14 protein-coding genes and 1 tRNA gene are annotated in these 18,077 nt (G+C 72.5%); 9 read left to right on the top strand and 6 right to left on the bottom strand.

The annotated features are described in order from the left end of the window. Positions 1-455 precede the first annotated feature (455 nt). Positions 456-1,535 carry a Gfo/Idh/MocA family protein gene (locus ACSMX9_RS13195; protein WP_445402515.1) on the bottom strand — a complete coding sequence of 360 codons (1,080 nt, stop codon included), beginning with the start codon at positions 1,533-1,535 and terminating at the stop codon, positions 456-458. Between the two features lie 186 nt (positions 1,536-1,721). Here ACSMX9_RS13195 and ACSMX9_RS13190 point away from each other — a divergent pair. The 5 genes from ACSMX9_RS13190 to ACSMX9_RS13170 all read left to right on the top strand — a co-directional run bounded on the left by ACSMX9_RS13190 (position 1,722) and on the right by ACSMX9_RS13170 (position 4,900). Then, positions 1,722-1,794 (top strand) — tRNA-Gly (locus ACSMX9_RS13190). A 296-nt stretch (positions 1,795-2,090) separates the two neighbouring features. Further along, positions 2,091-2,273: a hypothetical protein gene (locus ACSMX9_RS13185; protein WP_445402514.1), complete on the top strand. Its 183-nt coding sequence runs from the start codon at positions 2,091-2,093 to the stop codon at positions 2,271-2,273. Between the two features lie 73 nt (positions 2,274-2,346). Beyond that, complete coding sequence (locus ACSMX9_RS13180) at positions 2,347-3,096, top strand: ABC transporter ATP-binding protein (protein WP_445402513.1); 750 nt, start codon at positions 2,347-2,349, stop codon at positions 3,094-3,096. Continuing rightward, complete coding sequence (locus tag ACSMX9_RS13175) at positions 3,093-4,325, top strand: DUF7224 domain-containing protein (RefSeq protein ID WP_445402512.1); 1,233 nt, start codon at positions 3,093-3,095, stop codon at positions 4,323-4,325. Before ACSMX9_RS13180 ends, ACSMX9_RS13175 begins: the two co-directional genes overlap by 4 nt. Next, positions 4,325-4,900, top strand: coding sequence for a hypothetical protein (locus ACSMX9_RS13170; protein WP_445402511.1), 576 nt, complete (start codon positions 4,325-4,327; stop codon positions 4,898-4,900). Before ACSMX9_RS13175 ends, ACSMX9_RS13170 begins: the two co-directional genes overlap by 1 nt. A gap of 670 nt (positions 4,901-5,570) precedes the next feature. On the opposite strand, the gene ACSMX9_RS13165 is transcribed toward ACSMX9_RS13170, so the two are convergent. The 4 genes from ACSMX9_RS13165 to ACSMX9_RS13150 all read right to left on the bottom strand — a co-directional run bounded on the left by ACSMX9_RS13165 (position 5,571) and on the right by ACSMX9_RS13150 (position 9,839). Further along, positions 5,571-6,617 carry an endonuclease/exonuclease/phosphatase family protein gene (locus ACSMX9_RS13165; RefSeq protein WP_445402510.1) on the bottom strand — a complete coding sequence of 349 codons (1,047 nt, stop codon included), beginning with the start codon at positions 6,615-6,617 and terminating at the stop codon, positions 5,571-5,573. Between the two features lie 60 nt (positions 6,618-6,677). Then, positions 6,678-7,778, bottom strand: coding sequence for a hypothetical protein (locus tag ACSMX9_RS13160; RefSeq protein ID WP_445402509.1), 1,101 nt, complete (start codon positions 7,776-7,778; stop codon positions 6,678-6,680). 151 nt (positions 7,779-7,929) lie between these two features. Next, positions 7,930-8,781: an ABC transporter permease gene (locus tag ACSMX9_RS13155; protein WP_445402508.1), complete on the bottom strand. Its 852-nt coding sequence runs from the start codon at positions 8,779-8,781 to the stop codon at positions 7,930-7,932. Then, positions 8,778-9,839 (bottom strand): ATP-binding cassette domain-containing protein, encoded by a 1,062-nt coding sequence (locus tag ACSMX9_RS13150; RefSeq protein WP_445402980.1) that lies wholly within the window; start codon positions 9,837-9,839, stop codon positions 8,778-8,780. Before ACSMX9_RS13150 ends, ACSMX9_RS13155 begins: the two co-directional genes overlap by 4 nt. 372 nt (positions 9,840-10,211) lie before the next feature. On the opposite strand from ACSMX9_RS13150, the gene ACSMX9_RS13145 reads away from it, so the two are divergent. The 4 genes from ACSMX9_RS13145 (at position 10,212) to ACSMX9_RS13130 (ending at position 17,255) form a co-directional block, all read left to right on the top strand. Further along, positions 10,212-10,658, top strand: coding sequence for a hypothetical protein (locus ACSMX9_RS13145; RefSeq protein WP_366113315.1), 447 nt, complete (start codon positions 10,212-10,214; stop codon positions 10,656-10,658). 22 nt (positions 10,659-10,680) lie between these two features. Then, positions 10,681-11,904 carry a PP2C family protein-serine/threonine phosphatase gene (locus tag ACSMX9_RS13140; RefSeq protein WP_445402507.1) on the top strand — a complete coding sequence of 408 codons (1,224 nt, stop codon included), beginning with the start codon at positions 10,681-10,683 and terminating at the stop codon, positions 11,902-11,904. Between the two features lie 665 nt (positions 11,905-12,569). After that, on the top strand, positions 12,570-16,790 hold the full coding sequence (locus ACSMX9_RS13135) for a DUF7507 domain-containing protein (protein ID WP_445402506.1): 4,221 nt from the start codon (positions 12,570-12,572) through the stop codon (positions 16,788-16,790). A gap of 303 nt (positions 16,791-17,093) precedes the next feature. Beyond that, on the top strand, positions 17,094-17,255 hold the full coding sequence (locus tag ACSMX9_RS13130) for a hypothetical protein (protein ID WP_351239078.1): 162 nt from the start codon (positions 17,094-17,096) through the stop codon (positions 17,253-17,255). Positions 17,256-17,545: 290 nt separating this feature from the next. Here the strand turns inward: ACSMX9_RS13130 and ACSMX9_RS13125 are convergent, their stop codons facing one another. Further along, positions 17,546-18,076, bottom strand: coding sequence for an NUDIX domain-containing protein (locus ACSMX9_RS13125; RefSeq protein ID WP_445402505.1), 531 nt, complete (start codon positions 18,074-18,076; stop codon positions 17,546-17,548). Position 18,077 lies beyond the last annotated feature (1 nt).

Here is an 18,077-nt window from a genome sequence, read left to right as displayed (position 1 = left end):
GAGGGGGGAGGGGTGCGCCGTACCCGCCGTCGCCGTGTGGTGGGGGTGGTGACGGTGTCCAGGGTTCACTCTGCGGCAAGAAGTCCGTCACCGGGTGCCAATGACGGGGGCGGACCTTCCGCGGCACCCTGTGGGGGTGAAGTAGGGGGAAACCCGGTTGGACCGGCCCGCCACGACACCGCCCACCGGGATGCCGGCCACCCCGGCATCGGACCACCGGGGGCGGTGACGGCTCGGGGGAGGCGGGTGGGTCCACCGGTGGACGGTGCGGGGTCGGGGCCGGGAGGAGTCGGACCGACCGCCGATGCGCGTGGTGGGTGGGTGCCGGTCCGTGTGCGATGCGCGGGGAGCGGGTTTCCGGCCCGGGGAGGACGTCCTGCCGGAGCCCCGGGGGGCGGTGCGACCGCCGTGGGTGTGGCCCGGTCGCTGCGCGGTCGGGTGCCCCGGGCGGGCGGCTAGCGCCTGCCGGCGGCCTGCGCACCCGACACGTCCGGCACCGGCACCGGCCGGGAGCCCTCCGCCAAGGACCGGGCCCCGGCGACGCCGACCAGGGAGGCGGCGACCGCGTCCCGTACCGGGACCAGAGGTGGGGCGCCGTGTTCGACGGCGTCGCGGAAGGCCCGTAGGAGCAACACCGTTCCCTCGAAGTGGCGTTCGACTGGGGCGCCGGCCAACTCGACGGTGGAAGGCACGCGTTCCTCGTCGCGGGTGGCGCCGTCGGGGTGCGTCCAGCCCTCGGTGCGCACCCGGACGGACCAGGCGCGGTCGCCGGGGGCGCGGAGGGACTCGGCGAGGCCGTGGGTGCCGCGGGCGGAGAACCAGCTCCAGTGGCTGTCGGGTTCGCCCTGGAGGAAGCCGTGTCGGGTGACGGCCAGGGCGCCGGTGGAGAGCCGTACGGTCATGACCACCGCACTGCGCGGGTCGTGGGCGTCGACGGTGAACGCCGACACCTCCACCGGTCGGGCGCCGGTGAGCGCGAGGACCGGGGAGAGGGTGTGGGTGCAGTAGGCGGTGGGGGAGATCCGGCCGCGCCAGTGCCCCGAGTCACCGATGAGCGCGGTGATCTGTTCGGGCGCCATGCCGTGCAGGTAGTCGGCCTCGACCAGGGTGATCCTGCCCAACTCGCCCTTCTCCGCGGCGGCGCGGACAAGTCGCACGTGCGGATGGAGCACGTAGTTCTCGGCGAACGAGTAGGTGGCGGTGGAACGGTCGGCCGCCGCGATCAGTGCTCGACCCTCCGCCTCGTCGGCGCAGGCGGCGGATTCGGACAGTACGTGCACGCCCCGCTCCAGGAAGGCCACGGCCAGGGGTGCGTGGGCGTCGAAGTCGTTGGCCAGGACCACCGCGTCCAACGACGTGTCCAGCAGGTCCTCCCACCGTTCCGTCGTCGTCGCCCCCGGGAACTCGGCCGCTGCCTCCTGCCGCCGCACGGGGTCCCGGTCGCAGAGCGCGACCACGTCCAGCCCGACCCGGCGGCCCCAGTGCGCCAGGTACCGCCCCATGCCCAGCCCGATGACTCCCGTGCGCGCGCCCATGACGCCCAGCCTCACACGGGAGTGAGGACGCCGCCCAACGGGTTTCCGTCGGCGGTGGGGCGGCCGTTCGCGTCCTGCGGCCGGCACCCCGAGGGCCCGCCGGCGCCCGGTCGGGGGTGCCCGACCGGTCCGGAGAGCGGTATAGTGATCATGTGCTCGCGGCCGGAACAACCGGTCGGGGAACGCGCGTTGGTGGTCCAAGGAAAGACACCCCACTTCCCGTGGGGGGATGCAGGTGCAAGGCCTGCCCAGCGCTCCATGTCGAAGGCTCCGACCTCCCCCGGGAGGTCGGAGCCTTCCGTCGTCACGCGCCAGTTCCACGAGGTCCTCGGCATCTGCCTCGTTGGTGAGCCACGGCGTGAAGAGGGCGAACTCCTCGGGGTCGGTGCCGAGGGGTGCCCTCAGGTGCAGGTGCTCGCGGAGGAAGGCAAGTGCCGCCGGGGAGGGCAGGAGTCGCGTGACGGACTCCCCCCGCCGTGAGGTTCGCTGGTTCCGCGCCTTCCCCCGAGCTGTGGATCAGCACGACTCGATGTGGCCAACGTCACCTTATGCAAGGTGATTGACAACTGGCCTGACGACAGGTTCACCATGGCGACATTCACCAACTGCTTCAGTGGTCCCACCGCCGTCTCCACGGGAAACTGGAATGACCACGGCGCAGGGGATTACTCTTTCGTGATCAATGAGGGGGCAAGCGGCGTCTTCCTTACGGTCAACACGGTGAAGGTCACCTACTGACACACCCCCGGGGTCACATCCGCGGAGGGTGCATGTGACCCCGGGCCCGTCCCGGCGATGAGGTTCCACATCCATGCCCTTGCATTATAGGAATTGTTCCTTCCGGTACCGGCGTGGTCGCCGGGCCGTCCTCAACGGCCTCGACCTGACCCTGCCGGCGGGGAACACCGTTCTGCTCGGCCCCAACGGGGCGGGGAAGAGTACCCTCATGGCCATGGGCGCGAGCGCCCTGACCCCTCGGTCCGGAGAGGTCGCGTTCGGCGAGCTGCGGCCCGCGCGCCGGGCCGATCTGCGTGCGTACCGGCGCGCGGTCTCCTGGCTGCCGCAGCAGGCCACGTTCCTACCGGGCATGACCTGCCGAGAACATGTCGCCTACGTCGGCTGGCTGAAGGGGATGGGGGAACGGCAGGCGTGGCGGGCGGCGCCGACCGCGATCGAGCGCGTCGGTCTGGCGGAGAAGGCCAAGGACAAGGTCGACACGTTGTCCGGAGGGCAGCGGCAGCGCCTCGCCATCGCCCAAGCACTCGTCCACCGAGCGAAGTTGTTGCTCTTGGACGAGCCGACCGTCGGTCTGGACCCGCGACAGCGCCGCCGTTTCCTCGACCTGCTGGTCGAACTGCGCGGCAGCATCGACGTCGTCGTCTCCACCCATGACATCGCGGACCTCGACCAGGCGTTCGACGAGGTCGTGGTGGTGGAGGGCGGCCGGACACGGTTCCAGGGGGGTGTGGCGCAGTTCGAGCGACATGCCGAGGAGGGTTGTGCGTCCGGACGTAGGCTGGAAAGCGCGTACTCGATGCTCCTCGGTGGAGCGGAAGCATGATCTTCCTTGCCAACCTCCGTGCTTCTTCGACCCCTTGGCTCATCCTGCCCGGGCTGATCGGCCTTGGGCTGTACGTGACCGACCAGGTGTTCAGGGAGGCCCAGGGCTACGGTGTGGGAGCGGGCGAGACGGCTGCCCTGGGCGTCGTGGCGATCTCACCCGTTGTGGCGGGTGCCGCCGCTTGGGAAGCCGGACGACAGCAGCGCCTCGGTGACCTCTCCCTGGTAAGGGTGCGGGGGAGCGCCAGCACGTGGCTAGGCGCGGTTGCTCCCGTCCTCATCCTGCACCTCGTCCTCGTCGGCTGCGCGGTCGCCCTCGCCCGCTTCCACATGGGCGTGTGGCCCGAAGCCCAGGGGTGGTGGGGGGTACTGCACCTGCTCCTCCTTCCCTGGGGGTGGCTGGTCATCGGATGGGCCCTGGGAGTGATGATCCCGCGGACGGTCGCCGCGCCGGTAGCCGCTGCCGTGCCCTGGGTGGCGCTTGCCGCGACGCACGCCATGAGCGCCCCCTTCTGGGGGCACTTGGGCGGCTTCATCACTGAGGGCTCCACCCTGACCGATGTGCTGGATCCCCTCGTCTTCCTGGTCCCCTGGTCGGTGACCGCGGCCCTGGCGGGGGCCGTGATGCTGCTCATCGGCGCCCGCCGCCGGCCGTGGCTGGCCCTCGTCAGTGCGGCGGTGGCCATGGGAACGCTGGTCACCGGCCGCGCCGTGGTGTCGGACTGGGGGCACGGTCCCCTGCGGGTGCCCCGTGCGGGACACACGGTGTGTGCGGGCAGGGCCCCCGTGGTCTGTCTGCCCGAGGAGTACGCGGAGCACCTGGACGAAGTGCGTCGCTCGACGCTTCCGCGACTCGACGCGTTGCGCGAGGCGGGGCTGCCGGCCCCCAGGACGATCGGCATGGCCTCCCGGGAACTCGGGCCGGTGGCCGGAACCTGGCCGCTGTCCTGGTCGCCTGGGCTTCCCCCCGGAGAGTTCGATGTCGTCCTCGCTCGGGCGGCCGTGGGGGGTACAGCGGCGCGGCACGGCGTACGGGACTGTGGTTGGCCGTCGATCGCGGACGTGTGGGCCATGGTCGTCATGGGAACGCCGGAAAGGGCGGCTCGGGACGTCCTCGTTGACGAGGAGTGGGCCGAGCTCCGTCGGGTCCGTGCGCTGCCCGCCCCTCAGCAGGCCGACTGGTTCACCACGACCGCCCGGGAACAACGGCACTGCGCAGTGGGCTCGTGATGCGGATCTACTTCTCGGTGGTGCGGCGCTGGTGGATCGCGCCTGCGGCGCTGGCTCTGACCTTGCTGGTGTGTTGGACGAGCGGAGGGACCGAGCTGCCCGTACCGTCCTTCCTGGGCACGTCCGGTGGGGTGCGCTTGCGGTACTTCGCGCCGCTGCTGGTCGTGATGGCGGTTCTGTTCTGCCTGGACCGGAGGCTGGGCGAGGTGGAGGACACGGCGGTCGCCCCGGTGGTCCTCCGGGACCACGCGACCGTGACGGGCCTGGTGGTCCTGGCGCACGCGGTCGGGCCTTGGGTGGGGATGGACGTGCCCCGCAATGTGATGCTGCTCCTGGCAGTGGCCCTGGCCGCCCGGCGGTTCGTGAACACGGCGGCGGCTGGCGCGGTGTGTCTGGTGGTGCTCGCCGTCACCCTGACGACGGGACGGGCGCAGGGGGCCACCGGGCACGTGGTCGCCCGGGAGTGGGCGCTGGTGATCCAGCCGGCGGGGAACACGGGGGCGTGGGTGGCATCCGCCGTTCTCTTCGCCTTGGCCTTGGCCGTGTCTTCAGCCAGGGGCGTGCCGGGGCGCTGATCTCCGACCGTCCGAGTCGTCCTGTGCCTCCGCGGCCCCCGTCCTCGGACGTACGGGGGCTTCGGAGCCGATCGGGTCCGAAGCGGGGCGGTGACCCCTGCCGCCTCTCCGCAGGAGGCGCACGATGACGCCCAACTCGCCTGGCGGCGGCACGCGTTCCGCGTCACCGGTTGCGTCGTCGGCTCCGGGAAATCGGCCGAGGCGTCCTCCTGCGGCCTGGGGTCGCAACCACGTCCAAGCAGACCCGGCGGCCCGGGGCGCCAGGCACCGTCCCGTGCCCAGCCCGATGACTCCTGTACTCGTGCCACAGTCTCACGCGGGGGCCGGGTAGCCGCCCAGCGGGTTTCCGTCGGCGGTGGGGCGGCCGTTCGCGTCCTGCGGCCGGCACCCCGAGGGCCCGCCGGCGCCCGGTCGGGGGTGCGCGACCGGTCCGGAGAGCGGTATAGTGATCATGTGCTCGCGGCCGGAACAACCGGTCGGGGAACGCGCGTTGGTGGTCCAAGGAAAGACACCCCACTTCCCGTGGGGGGATGCAGGTGCAAGGCCTGCCCAGCGCTCCATGTCGAAGGCTCCGACCTCCCCGGGAGGTCGGAGCCTTCCGTCGTCACGGGGGAGGTGCCGACGGGAGCCCTCCGGTTCCGTTCCCCGCGGTGGTCCCGGTCGGCGGGGCTCAGCGCCGGGCCACCTCGTGCAGCGTGAGGTCGACGACGACGGTGCGGTGGTCGGTGTCGCCGAGGTCCAGGGAGCGGGCGGCTTGGGCGTGGAAGTCGCGGGAGACCAGGACGTGGTCGATCTGCGCGCCGAACAGCGGGGCGGTGGACGCCGGCCAGGTGGCGGTGCGGGAGGCGTCGGCGAGGTGGGCGGCGTCGCGCAGGCCGGTGTCGAGGATGCGGCGGAAGGCGGCGTGGTCCTGGGTGGCGTTGAAGTCCCCGGCCATGATCATCGGGCCGAAGTCCACCCCGCCGATCGGGGCTGTGGCGGCGCCGTGCAGCATGTTGAGCTCGCGGCGCCAGGTGCCCAGGTCCCCGGGCATCGGCGGCATGGGGTGGGCGAGTTGGAGGCGGATGCGGTGGCCCTTCACCTCGATCACCGCGCCCGGCATGCCCAGGGTGCTGGCCGGGAGGCCCACGGTGGGCTCCAGCGGGGTGCGGCTGAGGATCGCGGAGCCCGCGGCGCCGTACTCCTCGACCGCCGAGCGGTGCGGGTAGTCGGTGCCGAGTTCCGCGTCCAGCCGGGCCAGGCAGGCGGGGTCGCACTCCTGGACGAACACCAGGTCGGGCCGTTCCCGGGCGATCGCCCGGGCCAGGGCCTCGGTTGCTTTGCCGTACTCGACGTTGGAGGTCAGCACCCGGAGTTCGGCGAGGGCCGGGCCGGAGGGCTCGGAGGTCTTGCCGTGGGGCTCGACGTACCAGGCGACGAGGCCCAGCGCGAGGACGCCCCAGAGCATCCCGAGGCGCCAACGGGCGAACGCGGCGAGCAGCAGGGCCAGCGCGGTGGGGGCCAGCAGCCAGGGCAGGAAGGCGAGGAGTTGCGGGACGGGGGTGATGCCGTCGCTGTCCGCGAGCCGGAAGCCCAGGACGGTGCTGACCCCGAGCAGCAGCAGTCCGGCGAGCCGGGCCCGCAGGCGCCCGGGGCGCCTGCCGCCGGGGCCGGGCGGGGCGTCGTCGGCGAGGGGGCCGGGGTCCTCGGTCCGTGCGGGCGTCGCGGGCGTGGTCATGGTCGTTCCGTTCACCCTTCCGGCCGTGCGGCCCGTTCCGTGTGCCGGGCCGGTCGCCGGTCAGGTTCCGGCGGGGTCCGCGGCGTCCAGCGCGGCGGCTTCCTCCGCTCCCGCCGGGTGCCTGCCGTCCTTCGTGAGTCCGGGGCACTCCTGGTAGGACGGGGCCGGGTCCGTGGCGGTTGCACGGACGGGCGGCCGGTGGGCGCGGGGCGCGGACTTCGCGGCGAGCACCGGCGTACCGGGCGCGCACGCGGTCACCGTCCAGGCGCCGGTGGGCTCCTGCGGGGTGGGGGCGCCGGCGCGGGCGCCGCGCACCCCGGCGAACCGGCCGGCGAGCCAGCCGGTGAGGCCCACCAGGAGGCCGATGACGAGGATCACCAGGGCCGCGGTGTGCAGCGAACCGGTCAGGGCGTCGAAGACCGCGCCGGCCGCGGCGCGGGACACGTGCGGGGGCAGGTCGTCGAGGGTCACCGCGCGGCAGACGGCGATGGCGGCGGCGAGCGCGCCGGCCGCCGCGGCGACGCCCAGGGCCGTCGCGGTGACCGCCCGCCGGCGGGCGGTGGCCAGCAGGATGCCGCCGAGGGCGAGCAGGACGGAGCCGACGGGTAGCCAGAGGCCGGCCAGTTCGAGCATGTGGACCCCCTTGCGGAGCCGCTGCGGGTCCTCGCCGGGGAGGACGGTGACGACCGTCGGTTGGACGGGGATGCGCCGGGCGAAGACCACCCCGTCGTCGACGAGGCTCTGTTTGACCCGTTCGGTGACGGAGGTCAGGTCGATGGTGACCCGCTCGCCGTGGGGTCGGCGGACGGCGTGCATCACCACGTCGTGGGTGGCGCGGTTGGCGGTGTTCCAGCCGCCCCGGTAGGCGTCGGTGGCGGTGAAGGAGCCGACCGCGTCCCGGACGAAGACCCGGACGGTGCCCTCGGGGAGGGTGCCGCGGTCGACCTGGCGGACGACGGCGTCGGTGAGGGCGTCGGCCAGGGCGTCCTGCACGCCCGGTTCGCTGGCGAGCGGTGCCATGGCGGCGGTGTACGCGTCGGCGTCGGCCAGCTCGGTGCGGGCCCAGGCGGCGACGGTCGCGGCGGGCAGCAGCGCGCAGGCGGCGAGCAAGAGCACCGCGGAGGCCGTGCGGCGGAGCACGCCGGGCTTGGTGGCGGACACGGTTCCACCGAACGGTGCGCGGGGGTCGGCCGCGAGCCGGGCGGGGATGTTCGGGTGCCGGTGCACCCGAGCGGCGCGCACCGGGTGGCGGGGGCGCGCCGGGTGTGCCGGTCACCGTCCCCGCCACCCCGGCGCGCGCCGGGGGCGGGCCCTACTTGCGGTTGTACATGCGCATGGTGAGGGTGCCGAAGACGACGACGAGGAGCGCGGACCAGCCGAGCGCCCAGCCGAGTTCGGCGGCGGGCCACTCGCCGGCCATCAGGGCGCGCACGGCGGTGGCGACGTGGGTGATGGGGTTGTGGTTGACGAACGCCTGGAGCCAGCCGGGCATGGTCTCGGGCTTGACGAAGATGTCGCTGAGGAAGGTCAGCGGGAAGATCACCATCATGCTGACGCCCATCACGGACTTCTCGGTGCGCAGCAGCAGCCCGAACATCGTCCACACCCAGGAGACCGCGAACGAGAACACGATCAGCAGGGCGACGCCGGCGAGCACGCCGAGGAAGCCGCCGTCCGGGCGGAAGCCCATGATCAGGCCGACGGTGATCATCACGACGGAGGCGATGAGGTAGCGGACCATGTCGCCGAGCAGGTAGCCGACCATGGCGGCGGGTCGCCACAGGGACAGGGTGCGGAAGCGGTCGAAGACGCCCTTGTCGATGTCGGTGTTGATGGCGACGCCGGTGTACATCGTGATCATGACGATGGACATGACGAGCATGCCGGGCAGCAGGTACTGGACGTACTCGCGGGGCGAGCCGGCGAGGGCACCGCCGAACAGGTACGTGTACATCAGGATCAGCATGATCGGGAACGCCGTCACGTCGAACAGTTGTTCGGGAACGTGCTTGATCTTCAGCATGGCGCGCCAGCCGAAGGTCAGCGAGGCCGCGAGCGGCCCGGGCCGGCGCGGGCGCTCCCGGGCCACCAGCAGTTCCGCCAGCGAGTCGGTGCGGACCGGGGTGAGGTCCTGGGCGTCCTGGGCGGTGGTCACGGTGCTCATGCGCTGGTCTCCTTCGCGGCGGCGGTGGCCGCGGTGGCGTCCGCGGCCGTGGCGTCGGCGGCGGGGCGGTCGGTGAGGGCGAGGAAGACCTCGTCCAGGCTGGGCTGGCCGAGGGCGAAGTTGTCGACGGTGATCCCGGCCGCGGAGAGTTCGGCGAGCGCCCGGGACGCCTGGGTGGCCGGGTCCTGCCCGTCGAAGGAGCCGTCCCGGCCGATCCGGGCGGTGAGCGCCACCGGGTCGGGCTCCAGGTTCACCGGTGCGTCCAGCACCCGGACGAGCAGCTCGCGGGCCTGCTCGCGCTGGTGGGCGTCGCGCAGCCGGACGTGCACGGCGCCCGCGCCCACCGACGCCTTCAACTCGCCCTTGGTCCCCTCGGCGATCACCCGCCCCCGGTCGATCACGGCGATCCGGGAGGCCAGCTGGTCGGCCTCGTCCAGGTACTGGGTGGTCAGCAGGACGGTGGTGCCCTGGGCCACCACGGCCCGCACGATGTCCCAGACCTGGTTGCGGCTGCGCGGGTCGAGCCCGGTGGTGGGCTCGTCCAGGAACAGCAGGTCGGGGGTGTTCAGGATGGAGGCGGCGATGTCGATGCGTCGGCGCATGCCGCCCGAGTACGCCTTGACCTGCCGTTCGGCCGCCTCGGCCAGCCCGAACGCGGTGAGCAACTGCTCGGCCCGCTCGTAGGAGGCCCTGCGGCCGTGCCCGGTGAGCCGGGCGAGCAGGACGAGGTTCTCGGTGCCGGTGAGGTCCTCGTCCACCGAGGCGTACTGCCCGGTCAGGCTCACCCGCGAGCGGACCGCGTCGGCCTCCTGCACGACGTCGTGCCCGAACACCCGGGCCTCGCCGCCGTCCGGCCGCAGCAGGGTCGCCAGCATCTTCACGGTGGTGGTCTTGCCCGCGCCGTTGGGTCCGAGGACGCCGTACACCGTGCCGGTGGGGACGGTCAGGTCGACCCCGTCGACCGCGCGGTTGTCTCCGAAGGTCTTCACCAGACCCGCGGTCTCGATCGCCGGGGCACCCGGCCGCGCCGCCGCCCGCCCGCCCTTTCCGCTGCTCATGTTCGCCTCGCGTGGTATGTCGATCTTGGAATAGTTCACTACGCCTTGTGGCGTTTCGTTCTGTCGTTCCATGGTCCGTGCTCCACGGGTCGAGATGAAGACCGGGCCGGAAACGAAAACTCATCGCTTTCGGCAAGATTTCTTCGAACTCGTGATCGACCGGGGTGGGTGGCGGCCCCCGGCACGAGTTGCTGAGCCCCCGCGCGGGGTGTGCCCTGGAGGTGGACGGACGGCCCCGCACGGCTCCCGGCCCGCCCGGACCGGGCCCCGGCGGGACCCGCCGGGCACCGCCCCGCCACCGCGGGAACCCGTGCCGCCGCGCACGCGGTCGGCGCACCGTCCCGCGAGACTCCGCGAGAGAGGAGCGGTCCCATGACCCATGCGGCCCCCGCACCGGGCGCCCCCCGGACCCCCGGCACCCCGCGCGCCGCCACCGGACGCCACCGGGCCCCGCGCGCCACGATCGACCCCCGGGCCAGCGGCACCTGGATACCGGTCCTCGCCGGCATCGTCTACGGCTTCTGGATCGCCGGGATCAGCCGGGACGCCGCCGGCTACCAGGTCACCGGCTGGAACATCCTGCTCGGCTTCGTCAGCGGCATCCTCTTCGCCGCCGTCGCCTTCGGCCTGCACCGCGCCGCACCCGCCCTGCGCGCCGGCCCCCGCGCCCTGGCCTGGGCCGTCTTCGCCGGCCTCGCCTTCGGCTTCTGCTACAGCCAGACCGGCCACTCCGTGCTGCGCTCCAGCGGCATCGCCCTCGCGGTGGCCTTCGGCGTCGGAGCCACCGTGTACTACCACACCTACGTGAACGAGGACTGAGGCCCGCCCGGGTCCGCGTCCCATGCCCCCGCCCGAACTCACCCCGCCCGTCCCGCCGGACGGCCCCGACGCACCGGTGCCGTCCGCCGGCGACGGGAGGCAGTCCCTGCTGCGCGTGCGCGGGCACAGCGTGTCCTGGCTGCCGCCGCTGGCCCTGCTGGTCGCCCTGGTGGCGTTCGACCTGAACACCTCCGGCGAACTCCGGGTGATCTCCTGGATCGTGCTGGTCCCCGGCATCGCCGCCGCCCTGTGCGGCGTGTGGACCACCGCCCTCTTCGCCCTGCTGTCCGTGCTCGCCTACGTCGCCATGGACACCACCTGGCCGCAGCAGTACCAGACCGGCCTGCCCGACTTCATCCTGGTCGCCGCGGGCGGGGTGCTCGCCGTCGCCGTGTCCTGGGTCCGGCTGCGCAACGAACGCCGCGCCCTGCACATGCGGGACGTCGCCGAAACCACCCGCCGCACCGTGCTGCGCCCGCTCCCCCCGCACTGGGGCGGGCTCGACCACGCCGCGGTGTACCTCGCCGCCGACAGCGTCGCGAAGGTCGGCGGCGACTTCTACGACATCCAACCCAGCCCCTACGGCACCCGGGTCCTCATCGGCGACGTCCAGGGCAAGGGCCTGGGCGCGGTCGACGGGGCCGCGGTGCTGCTCAGCTCCTTCCGGGAGTCCGGCTACTACGAGTCCGACCTGACCACCGTGGCCCGCCGGCTGGACGCCCGGATGCTGCGGCACGGCTTCTACTGCGCCCAGGTCGGACGGGACGACTCCGACCGGTTCGCCACCGGCGTCCTGCTCGGCTTCCCGCCCCGCACCGCACCCCACGGCCCCGTCGTCCTCGTCAACTTCGGCCACCAGCCCCCGCTGCTCGTCGGACCGTCCGGGGTCCGCGAACTCCCCCCCGGCGAGGGCCTCCCGCTCGGTCTCGGCGACCTCTCCGAAGGGCCGGCGCCGCTGCAACGGATCTGGCCCGCCGCCGGGGACACCCTGCTCCTGGTCACCGACGGGGTCACCGAAGCCCGCGACGCCCAGGGCGAGTTCTTCCCCCTCGTCGCCGCCGTCGCCGCCGCCCTCGCCGAGGACCCCGGGGTGGCCGAACCCGAACGGCTGGTGGCCTTCGTCCGCGACGCCACCCTCCGCCACGGCGGCAACCACCTCGCCGACGACACCACCGTCTTCGCCGTCCGCCCCGCCCCCGCGGACGCCACCGACGGCTACCCCTTCTTCGGGCCGCCGCCGGGGTGAGGGGGCGGGGGGCGGGGCCCGTCCCCCGGCCCGCCCGTGACGAGCGGTCAGCCGCCGTCCGCGCCCCTGTGCCCCCGTCCGCCCGCGTGCGGAACGCCGTCGTGAACTCCCCCCGCGGCCGGCACCGGGCGCGAGGCAGCAGGATCGATCCGGAACCCGGTGTTATGCCCTTTCATGTGGTGACACTCCGTCTGGAGTCGCTTTTATACCTTGAAATAACACTTATAGATGCTTTACTCATCAATCGAGGTGGGCTGTTCCACAGCCCGACCCGGTGCGCGCGTGAGGGCCCCGTGCGGGGCGCGTGCCGGACCGCGGCGGGAGGGGAGAGGGCGGGATGGACAGGTGGTGGGGGCGGCGCTCGCGCACCGCTGCGGGCGAACCGGGGGCGGGTCTTCCGTCGTGCCCGGTCGTGTTCCGTTCCCCGGGCACCGGACCGGTCCGCCTGGCCGGGCTTCCGGACCGGCGGCTCCGACGGACGGTCGCGCCGGACCTCCGTGGTCCCGGCGGACGTCGATCGATGCGGTGCCCGCAGGGGCGGACCCCTCGCTGAAGTCCCGGTCCGCCGGTGACCGGCTCCCGGCCCGGACGCCCCGTCAGAAGAGGGCCCCACGGGACCCGGTACCCGATCGCGGCGTACCGCAACAGAATCCGGAAGGTGCTGAATGACCAGGATGGATCGCCGCAGCGTGCGGCACAGAAGGCGGCGGGTCCGCTCGCTCTGGGGGCTGCTGTTCACGGCCTTGTTGATCGTGGGCGGCACCTTCTGGACCCCGCTCCTGTCCGCACCGCAGTCGTACGCCGCCCCGGGTGACGCGTTCGACCCCGCCGACCCGACGGTCTTCGTCGCCCAGGAGACCCCGACCCGCCTCTACAAGGCGCTCGCCGGCGCCTCCGGCAGCATCACCTTCCAACCGGAGGGGGCGGCGTCCCCCATCACCTACAACGGCATCAGCTACAACACGGCGGACAACTACCTGTACGGGATCAGCGCCATCGGGAACGCCGCCTTCCCGACCGGATCGTTGATCCGGATCGGGCAGGGCGGTGCCCTCTCCCGGGTGGGCGCCCCGAACCTGCCCGGAGGGGCGAACCTGGCCGCCTTCGCGCCCGACGGCTACCTCTACACCGGGACCACGGGCTCCACCACGGCCCGCCGGATCGACGCCACCACGGGCGGGTCCACGACGCTGAACCTGTCCGCCGCCCCCAACACCGGCGACCTCACCTACGCGGACGGATACTTCTGGGGAGCCACCGACAACGGACAGATAGTCCGGGTCGACTTCCTCAACCCGGCCGCCACCAAGCCGGTCACCTTCCACCCCGTGCCCTTCCTGACGCTCACCCACGGGTACGGCGGGGCGTGGACCTTCGGCAACGGCAACATCGGCCTCTCCAACAACGTCACCGGCCTGGTCACCCAGGTGAAGGTCAACACCCCGGCGAACCCGACCTTCACCCTGGTCTCGGCCTCCTCCGGTCCGGCGAGCAGCAACAACGACGGTGCCTCGTCCCCCGGCCTGCCGACCGACCTGTCGATCGTGAAGACCGGGCCCGGGGCGGTCGAGCCGGGTTCCCCGGTGACGTACACGCTGAAGGTCAAGAACAACGGTCCCGGCAACTCCAGCGGCTACACGGTGACGGACACCGTGCCGGCGCCGCTGACCGACGTGGCCAGTCCGACGCCGGGTTGCACGGTCTCGGGCACCACGGTGACCTGCGTCGGCGGCCGTACGCTGGCGGGCGCCGAGAACACCATCACGATCACGGCGAACGCTCCGGCCACGATGACGGGATGCGTCACCAACACCGCCACCGTCCTGGCCAACGAACAGGACCCGGTGGCGAACAACAACCAGGACGAGGCCGAGGTCTGCGCCGTCGAGCCGGGCCTGACGGTGGAGAAGACGGCCGATCCGGCCACGGTGAGCACGGTCGGCGAGCGGGTGACGTACTCGTTCGAGCTGACCAACACCGGGAACGTGGAGCTGACGGAGCCGGGCGTCACGGAGACCGACTTCTCGGGCGCCTCGTCCCCGACGGTCGAGTGCCCGGCGGGTCCGCTGGCCGTGGGTGGGACGCTGACCTGCACCGCCGTCTACACGGTGACGCAGGCCGACCTGGACGCGGGCTCCATCGAGAACACCGCGACCGCGCACGGGACCCCGCCGGGCGCCACCGATCCGACGGTGTCGGAGCCGGACACGGCGACCGTCGGCGTCGACGCCGAACCGTCGCTGACCGTGGTCAAGTCCGCCACCACCGGTCAGCCGGACGAACTCGTCCTGGACGAGGAGATCACGTACAGCTTCGTGGTCACCAACACCGGGAACGTGACCCTGACGGACGTGACGGTGGACGAGGGCGAGTTCACCGGGAGCGGTGAACTGGGGCCGGTGGTCTGCCCGGCCGGTGCCGCCTCGCTGGCCCCCGGCACCTCGGTGACCTGCACGGCCACCTACACGGTCACCCAGGCCGATGTGGACGCCGGTGAGATCACCAACTCGGCGACCGCCACCGGCACCCCGCCGTCCGGCACGCCGCCGGTGTCGCCGCCGTCCGAGGTGACGGTCCCCTCCCCGCCGGCCCCCGCGCTGACGGTGGTCAAGTCGTCCTCGACGGACGAGTTGGTCGCGGGCGAGGAGATCACCTACGGCTTCCGGGTCACCAACACCGGGAACGTGACCTTGACGGACGTGACGGTGGACGAGGGCGAGTTCACCGGGAGCGGTGAACTGGGTCCGGTGGTCTGCCCGGCCGGTGCCGGTTCCCTACTCCCGGGCGAGTCGGTGAGGTGCACGGCGACGTACACCGTCACCCAGGCCGACGTGGACGCCGGCTCGGTACGGAACACGGCCACCGCCACCGGCACTCCGCCGTCCGGCGAGCCTCCGGTGTCGCCGCCGTCGGAGGTGACGGTGAGCACGGATGACGATCCGGCGTTGTCGGTGGTGAAGTCGTCCTCGACGGATGAGTTGGCTGCGGGTGAGGAGGTCACGTACGGCTTCGTGGTCACGAACACGGGGAACGTGACCTTGGAGGATGTGGAGGTGGATGAGGGCGAGTTCACCGGGAGCGGTGGGTTGGGTCCGGTGGTGTGTCCGGCGGGTGCGGGTTCGTTGGCGCCGGGTGCTTCGGTGACGTGTACGGCGAGGTACACGGTGACGCAGGCGGACGTGGATGCGGGTTCGGTGAGCAACACGGCGACCGCGACCGGTGTGCCGCCCCGGGGCGAGCCTCCGGTGTCGCCGCCGTCGGAGGTGACGGTGAGCACGGATGACGATCCGGCGTTGTCGGTGGTGAAGTCGTCCTCGACGGATGAGTTGGTTGCGGGTGAGGAGGTCACGTACGGCTTCGTGGTCACGAACACGGGGAACGTGACCTTGGAGGATGTGGAGGTGGATGAGGGCGAGTTCACCGGGAGCGGTGGGTTGGGTCCGGTGGTGTGTCCGGCGGGTGCGGGTTCGTTGGCGCCGGGTGCTTCGGTGACGTGTACGGCGAGGTACACGGTGACGCAGGCGGACGTGGATGCGGGTTCGGTGAGCAACACGGCGACCGCGACCGGTGTGCCGCCCCGGGGCGAGCCTCCCGTGTCACCGCCGTCGGAGACCACGGTGACCACGGAGGACGACCCGGGCATCTCCGTCGTCAAGTCCGCCACCACCGGTGAAGAGGACGAACTGGTCGTGGGCGGGGAGGTCGACTACCTCTTCGTGGTCACGAACACCGGCAACCTCACCCTGGAGGACGTGGAGGTCGTCGAGCGCGAGTTCACCGGGAGCGGTGAGCTGGGTCCGGTGGTGTGTCCGGCGGGTGCGGGTTCGTTGGCGCCGGGTGCTTCGGTGACGTGTACGGCGACGTACACGGTGACGCAGGCGGACGTGGACGCGGGTTCGGTGAGCAACACGGCGACCGCGACCGGTGTGCCGCCCCGGGGCGAGCCTCCCGTGTCACCGCCCTCGACGGTGGAGGTTCCGCAGACCCCGGAGCCCGCGCTGACGGTCGTCAAGTCCGCGGAGTCGGAGAACCCGGGCAAGCTCGTGCTCGGTGAGGAGATCGACTACGGCTTCGTGGTCACGAACACCGGCAACGTCACGCTGAAGGACGTGAAGGTGGACGAGGGCGAGTTCACGGGCGCCGGTGAGCTGAGCGCGGTCACCTGCCCGAGCGGTGCGGCTTCGCTGGTGCCGGGTGCCTCGGTGACGTGTACGGCGACGTACACGGTGACCCAGGCCGACGTGGACGCCGGATCGATCGAGAACACCGCGACCGGCACGGGCACCCCGCCGTCCGGCGAGCCTCCGGTCTCCCCGCCGTCCACGGTGATCGTGCCGTCTGACGGCGAGGGCGAGCTCGGTCTCGCCAAGACCGCCGAGGTCACGGACGTGAACGAGAACGACCGGACGGATGCGGGCGACCGTATCGACTGGGGGTTCACGGTCACCAACGAAGGGCCGTTGACGGTGACCGACATCGTCGTGGACGACCCCACCGCCGGTGCCGTGAGCTGCCCGAAGAGCCGCCTGGACCCGGGCGAGGAGATGAGGTGCGAGGCCGAGCCGCACACCATCACCGCCGAGGACGTCGAGCGGGGGAAGGTCGTCAACACCGCGACCGCGGGCGGCAAGGCCGGCGGGGAGGACGTCAGCTCGCCCGAGGCAACCGCCACGGTCCAGGTCCCGCCCGGCACCACTCCGGGCTCTGCCGGCACCCCCGGTGGCCCGGACGACCCCGACCACCCGGAATCCCCCGGTCCGGCCTCCTCGGGCATCCTGGCCAGGACCGGTACCACCGTGCTCCTCGCGGCCTCGGTCGCCGCGGGTCTCCTGCTCGTGGGCGGACTCGCCTACGGCTTCAGCAGGCGCCGCCGCAGTAGCCGGTAGCAGCGCACGACCCCGAGCGGGTGCCCACGGCGAACCGGCCGTGGGCACCCGCTCGCCCGTGCGCGGGGCGGACGTCCCGTTCGTTCCCGGACGGCCCACCGGCGCGGGGCGCGTGCTCCGTTCCGCCGACGGGACCGCTCGCGCTGGGCGCCGGATGTGAGTGCGCTCATCTCGCTGAGAGTCGGCCCACGTTCGTTGACCCCGGGTGTCCTCCCGCCCTAGCCTCCCGTGTGCCGTGGTGCGGCGCGGAGGGCCCGACGAATCCCGAACGGGCCGGTGGAAGCGAGCTGTTGAGGAGCACCGGTGACCGCTGTTGCCGCTTCGCACGTCAAGAGGACGGCCATCGCCTCCTCGCTGGCGCTGCTGCTCTCCCTGGGGTTGCTGTTCGGCCCGGTCCAGTCCGCGCGGGTGGACGGCACGACGGCGGTGAAGACGGCCGGGGCGATCGACCGCGGACCGCGCTGAAGGCTGCCCGCACCGGGCCGCCGGCAGCGCGCTGCTGTGCCACGGTGGGGGCATGACGACGCTCGCCCACCTGCGCAAGGCGGCACTGGCCCTGCCCGGGACCGCGGAGCGGGCCACCCGCACCGCCCCGGCGTCCTTCCTCCTGGCCGTGACGGCGACCGCCGCACTCGGCTGGACCGCCGTCTCCCGCCTGGTGGCGGTGCAGCGGTGCCCCGAGAGGGGTCCCAGCGGAAGCACGAGGAGAAGGAGGACGGATGCGGGCGGGGGACCACCAGGTAGTGGTGGTGGAACTACTCCCAGCCGTCGAGCGACACCTCTGGGCCTCCGACTAGGTAGCGGTGCAGGGCGCTGGCCGTGGTGGCCACGAACTGCTCCGGGACGGCGTCGATGTCTACCCAGCGAACTTGGGCGTGTTTGCGAGGTTCGCGGTTTTCAGGTTCGCCAGTCCATTCGTGGGTGGCGAAGACGACGGTGAGGAAACCGTTCGGGGCCTCGACGCCCCAGGCTCCGTGGATGACGTGGGCGACTTTGAGGGACTCGGGTTCCACCGTGAGGCCGGTCTCCTCGTAGAGCTCGCGGACCGCGGTCCTTGTGATGGGTTCGCCGGGGTCGCTCTTGCCGACGGGCAGGTCCCACAGGCCCGGAGCGAACTTGGCGTTCTCTCCGCGTTGGAGCAGGACGACGCGGTGGGTGGCCTTGTCGTGCACGATGATTGCCGCGACCAGCAAGGTCATCGATCCGAGAGCCGGTTTGAGGGTTTTCGGCTGGTTTTCGGTCTGCTGGGGCACGGGGTTCCCTTCGTCGGGCGCGTTGTCGGGCATG

It is taken from the genome of Streptomyces sp. LE64 (assembly GCF_052606915.1).
This window is presented reverse-complemented; position numbering and strand designations above follow the sequence as displayed.

Coding starts and splice junctions, on each gene's coding strand:
- ACSMX9_RS13135 (WP_445402506.1), top strand. CDS start 12,570: ATGACCAGGATGGATCGCCGCAGCGTGCGGCACAGAAGGCGGCGGGTC.
- ACSMX9_RS13125 (WP_445402505.1), bottom strand. CDS start 18,076: ATGCCCGACAACGCGCCCGACGAAGGGAACCCCGTGCCCCAGCAGACC.
- ACSMX9_RS13195 (WP_445402515.1), bottom strand. CDS start 1,535: ATGGGCGCGCGCACGGGAGTCATCGGGCTGGGCATGGGGCGGTACCTG.
- ACSMX9_RS13170 (WP_445402511.1), top strand. CDS start 4,325: ATGCGGATCTACTTCTCGGTGGTGCGGCGCTGGTGGATCGCGCCTGCG.
- ACSMX9_RS13165 (WP_445402510.1), bottom strand. CDS start 6,617: ATGACCACGCCCGCGACGCCCGCACGGACCGAGGACCCCGGCCCCCTC.
- ACSMX9_RS13175 (WP_445402512.1), top strand. CDS start 3,093: ATGATCTTCCTTGCCAACCTCCGTGCTTCTTCGACCCCTTGGCTCATC.
- ACSMX9_RS13140 (WP_445402507.1), top strand. CDS start 10,681: ATGCCCCCGCCCGAACTCACCCCGCCCGTCCCGCCGGACGGCCCCGAC.
- ACSMX9_RS13150 (WP_445402980.1), bottom strand. CDS start 9,839: ATGAGCAGCGGAAAGGGCGGGCGGGCGGCGGCGCGGCCGGGTGCCCCG.
- ACSMX9_RS13145 (WP_366113315.1), top strand. CDS start 10,212: ATGACCCATGCGGCCCCCGCACCGGGCGCCCCCCGGACCCCCGGCACC.
- ACSMX9_RS13180 (WP_445402513.1), top strand. CDS start 2,347: ATGCCCTTGCATTATAGGAATTGTTCCTTCCGGTACCGGCGTGGTCGC.
- ACSMX9_RS13155 (WP_445402508.1), bottom strand. CDS start 8,781: ATGAGCACCGTGACCACCGCCCAGGACGCCCAGGACCTCACCCCGGTC.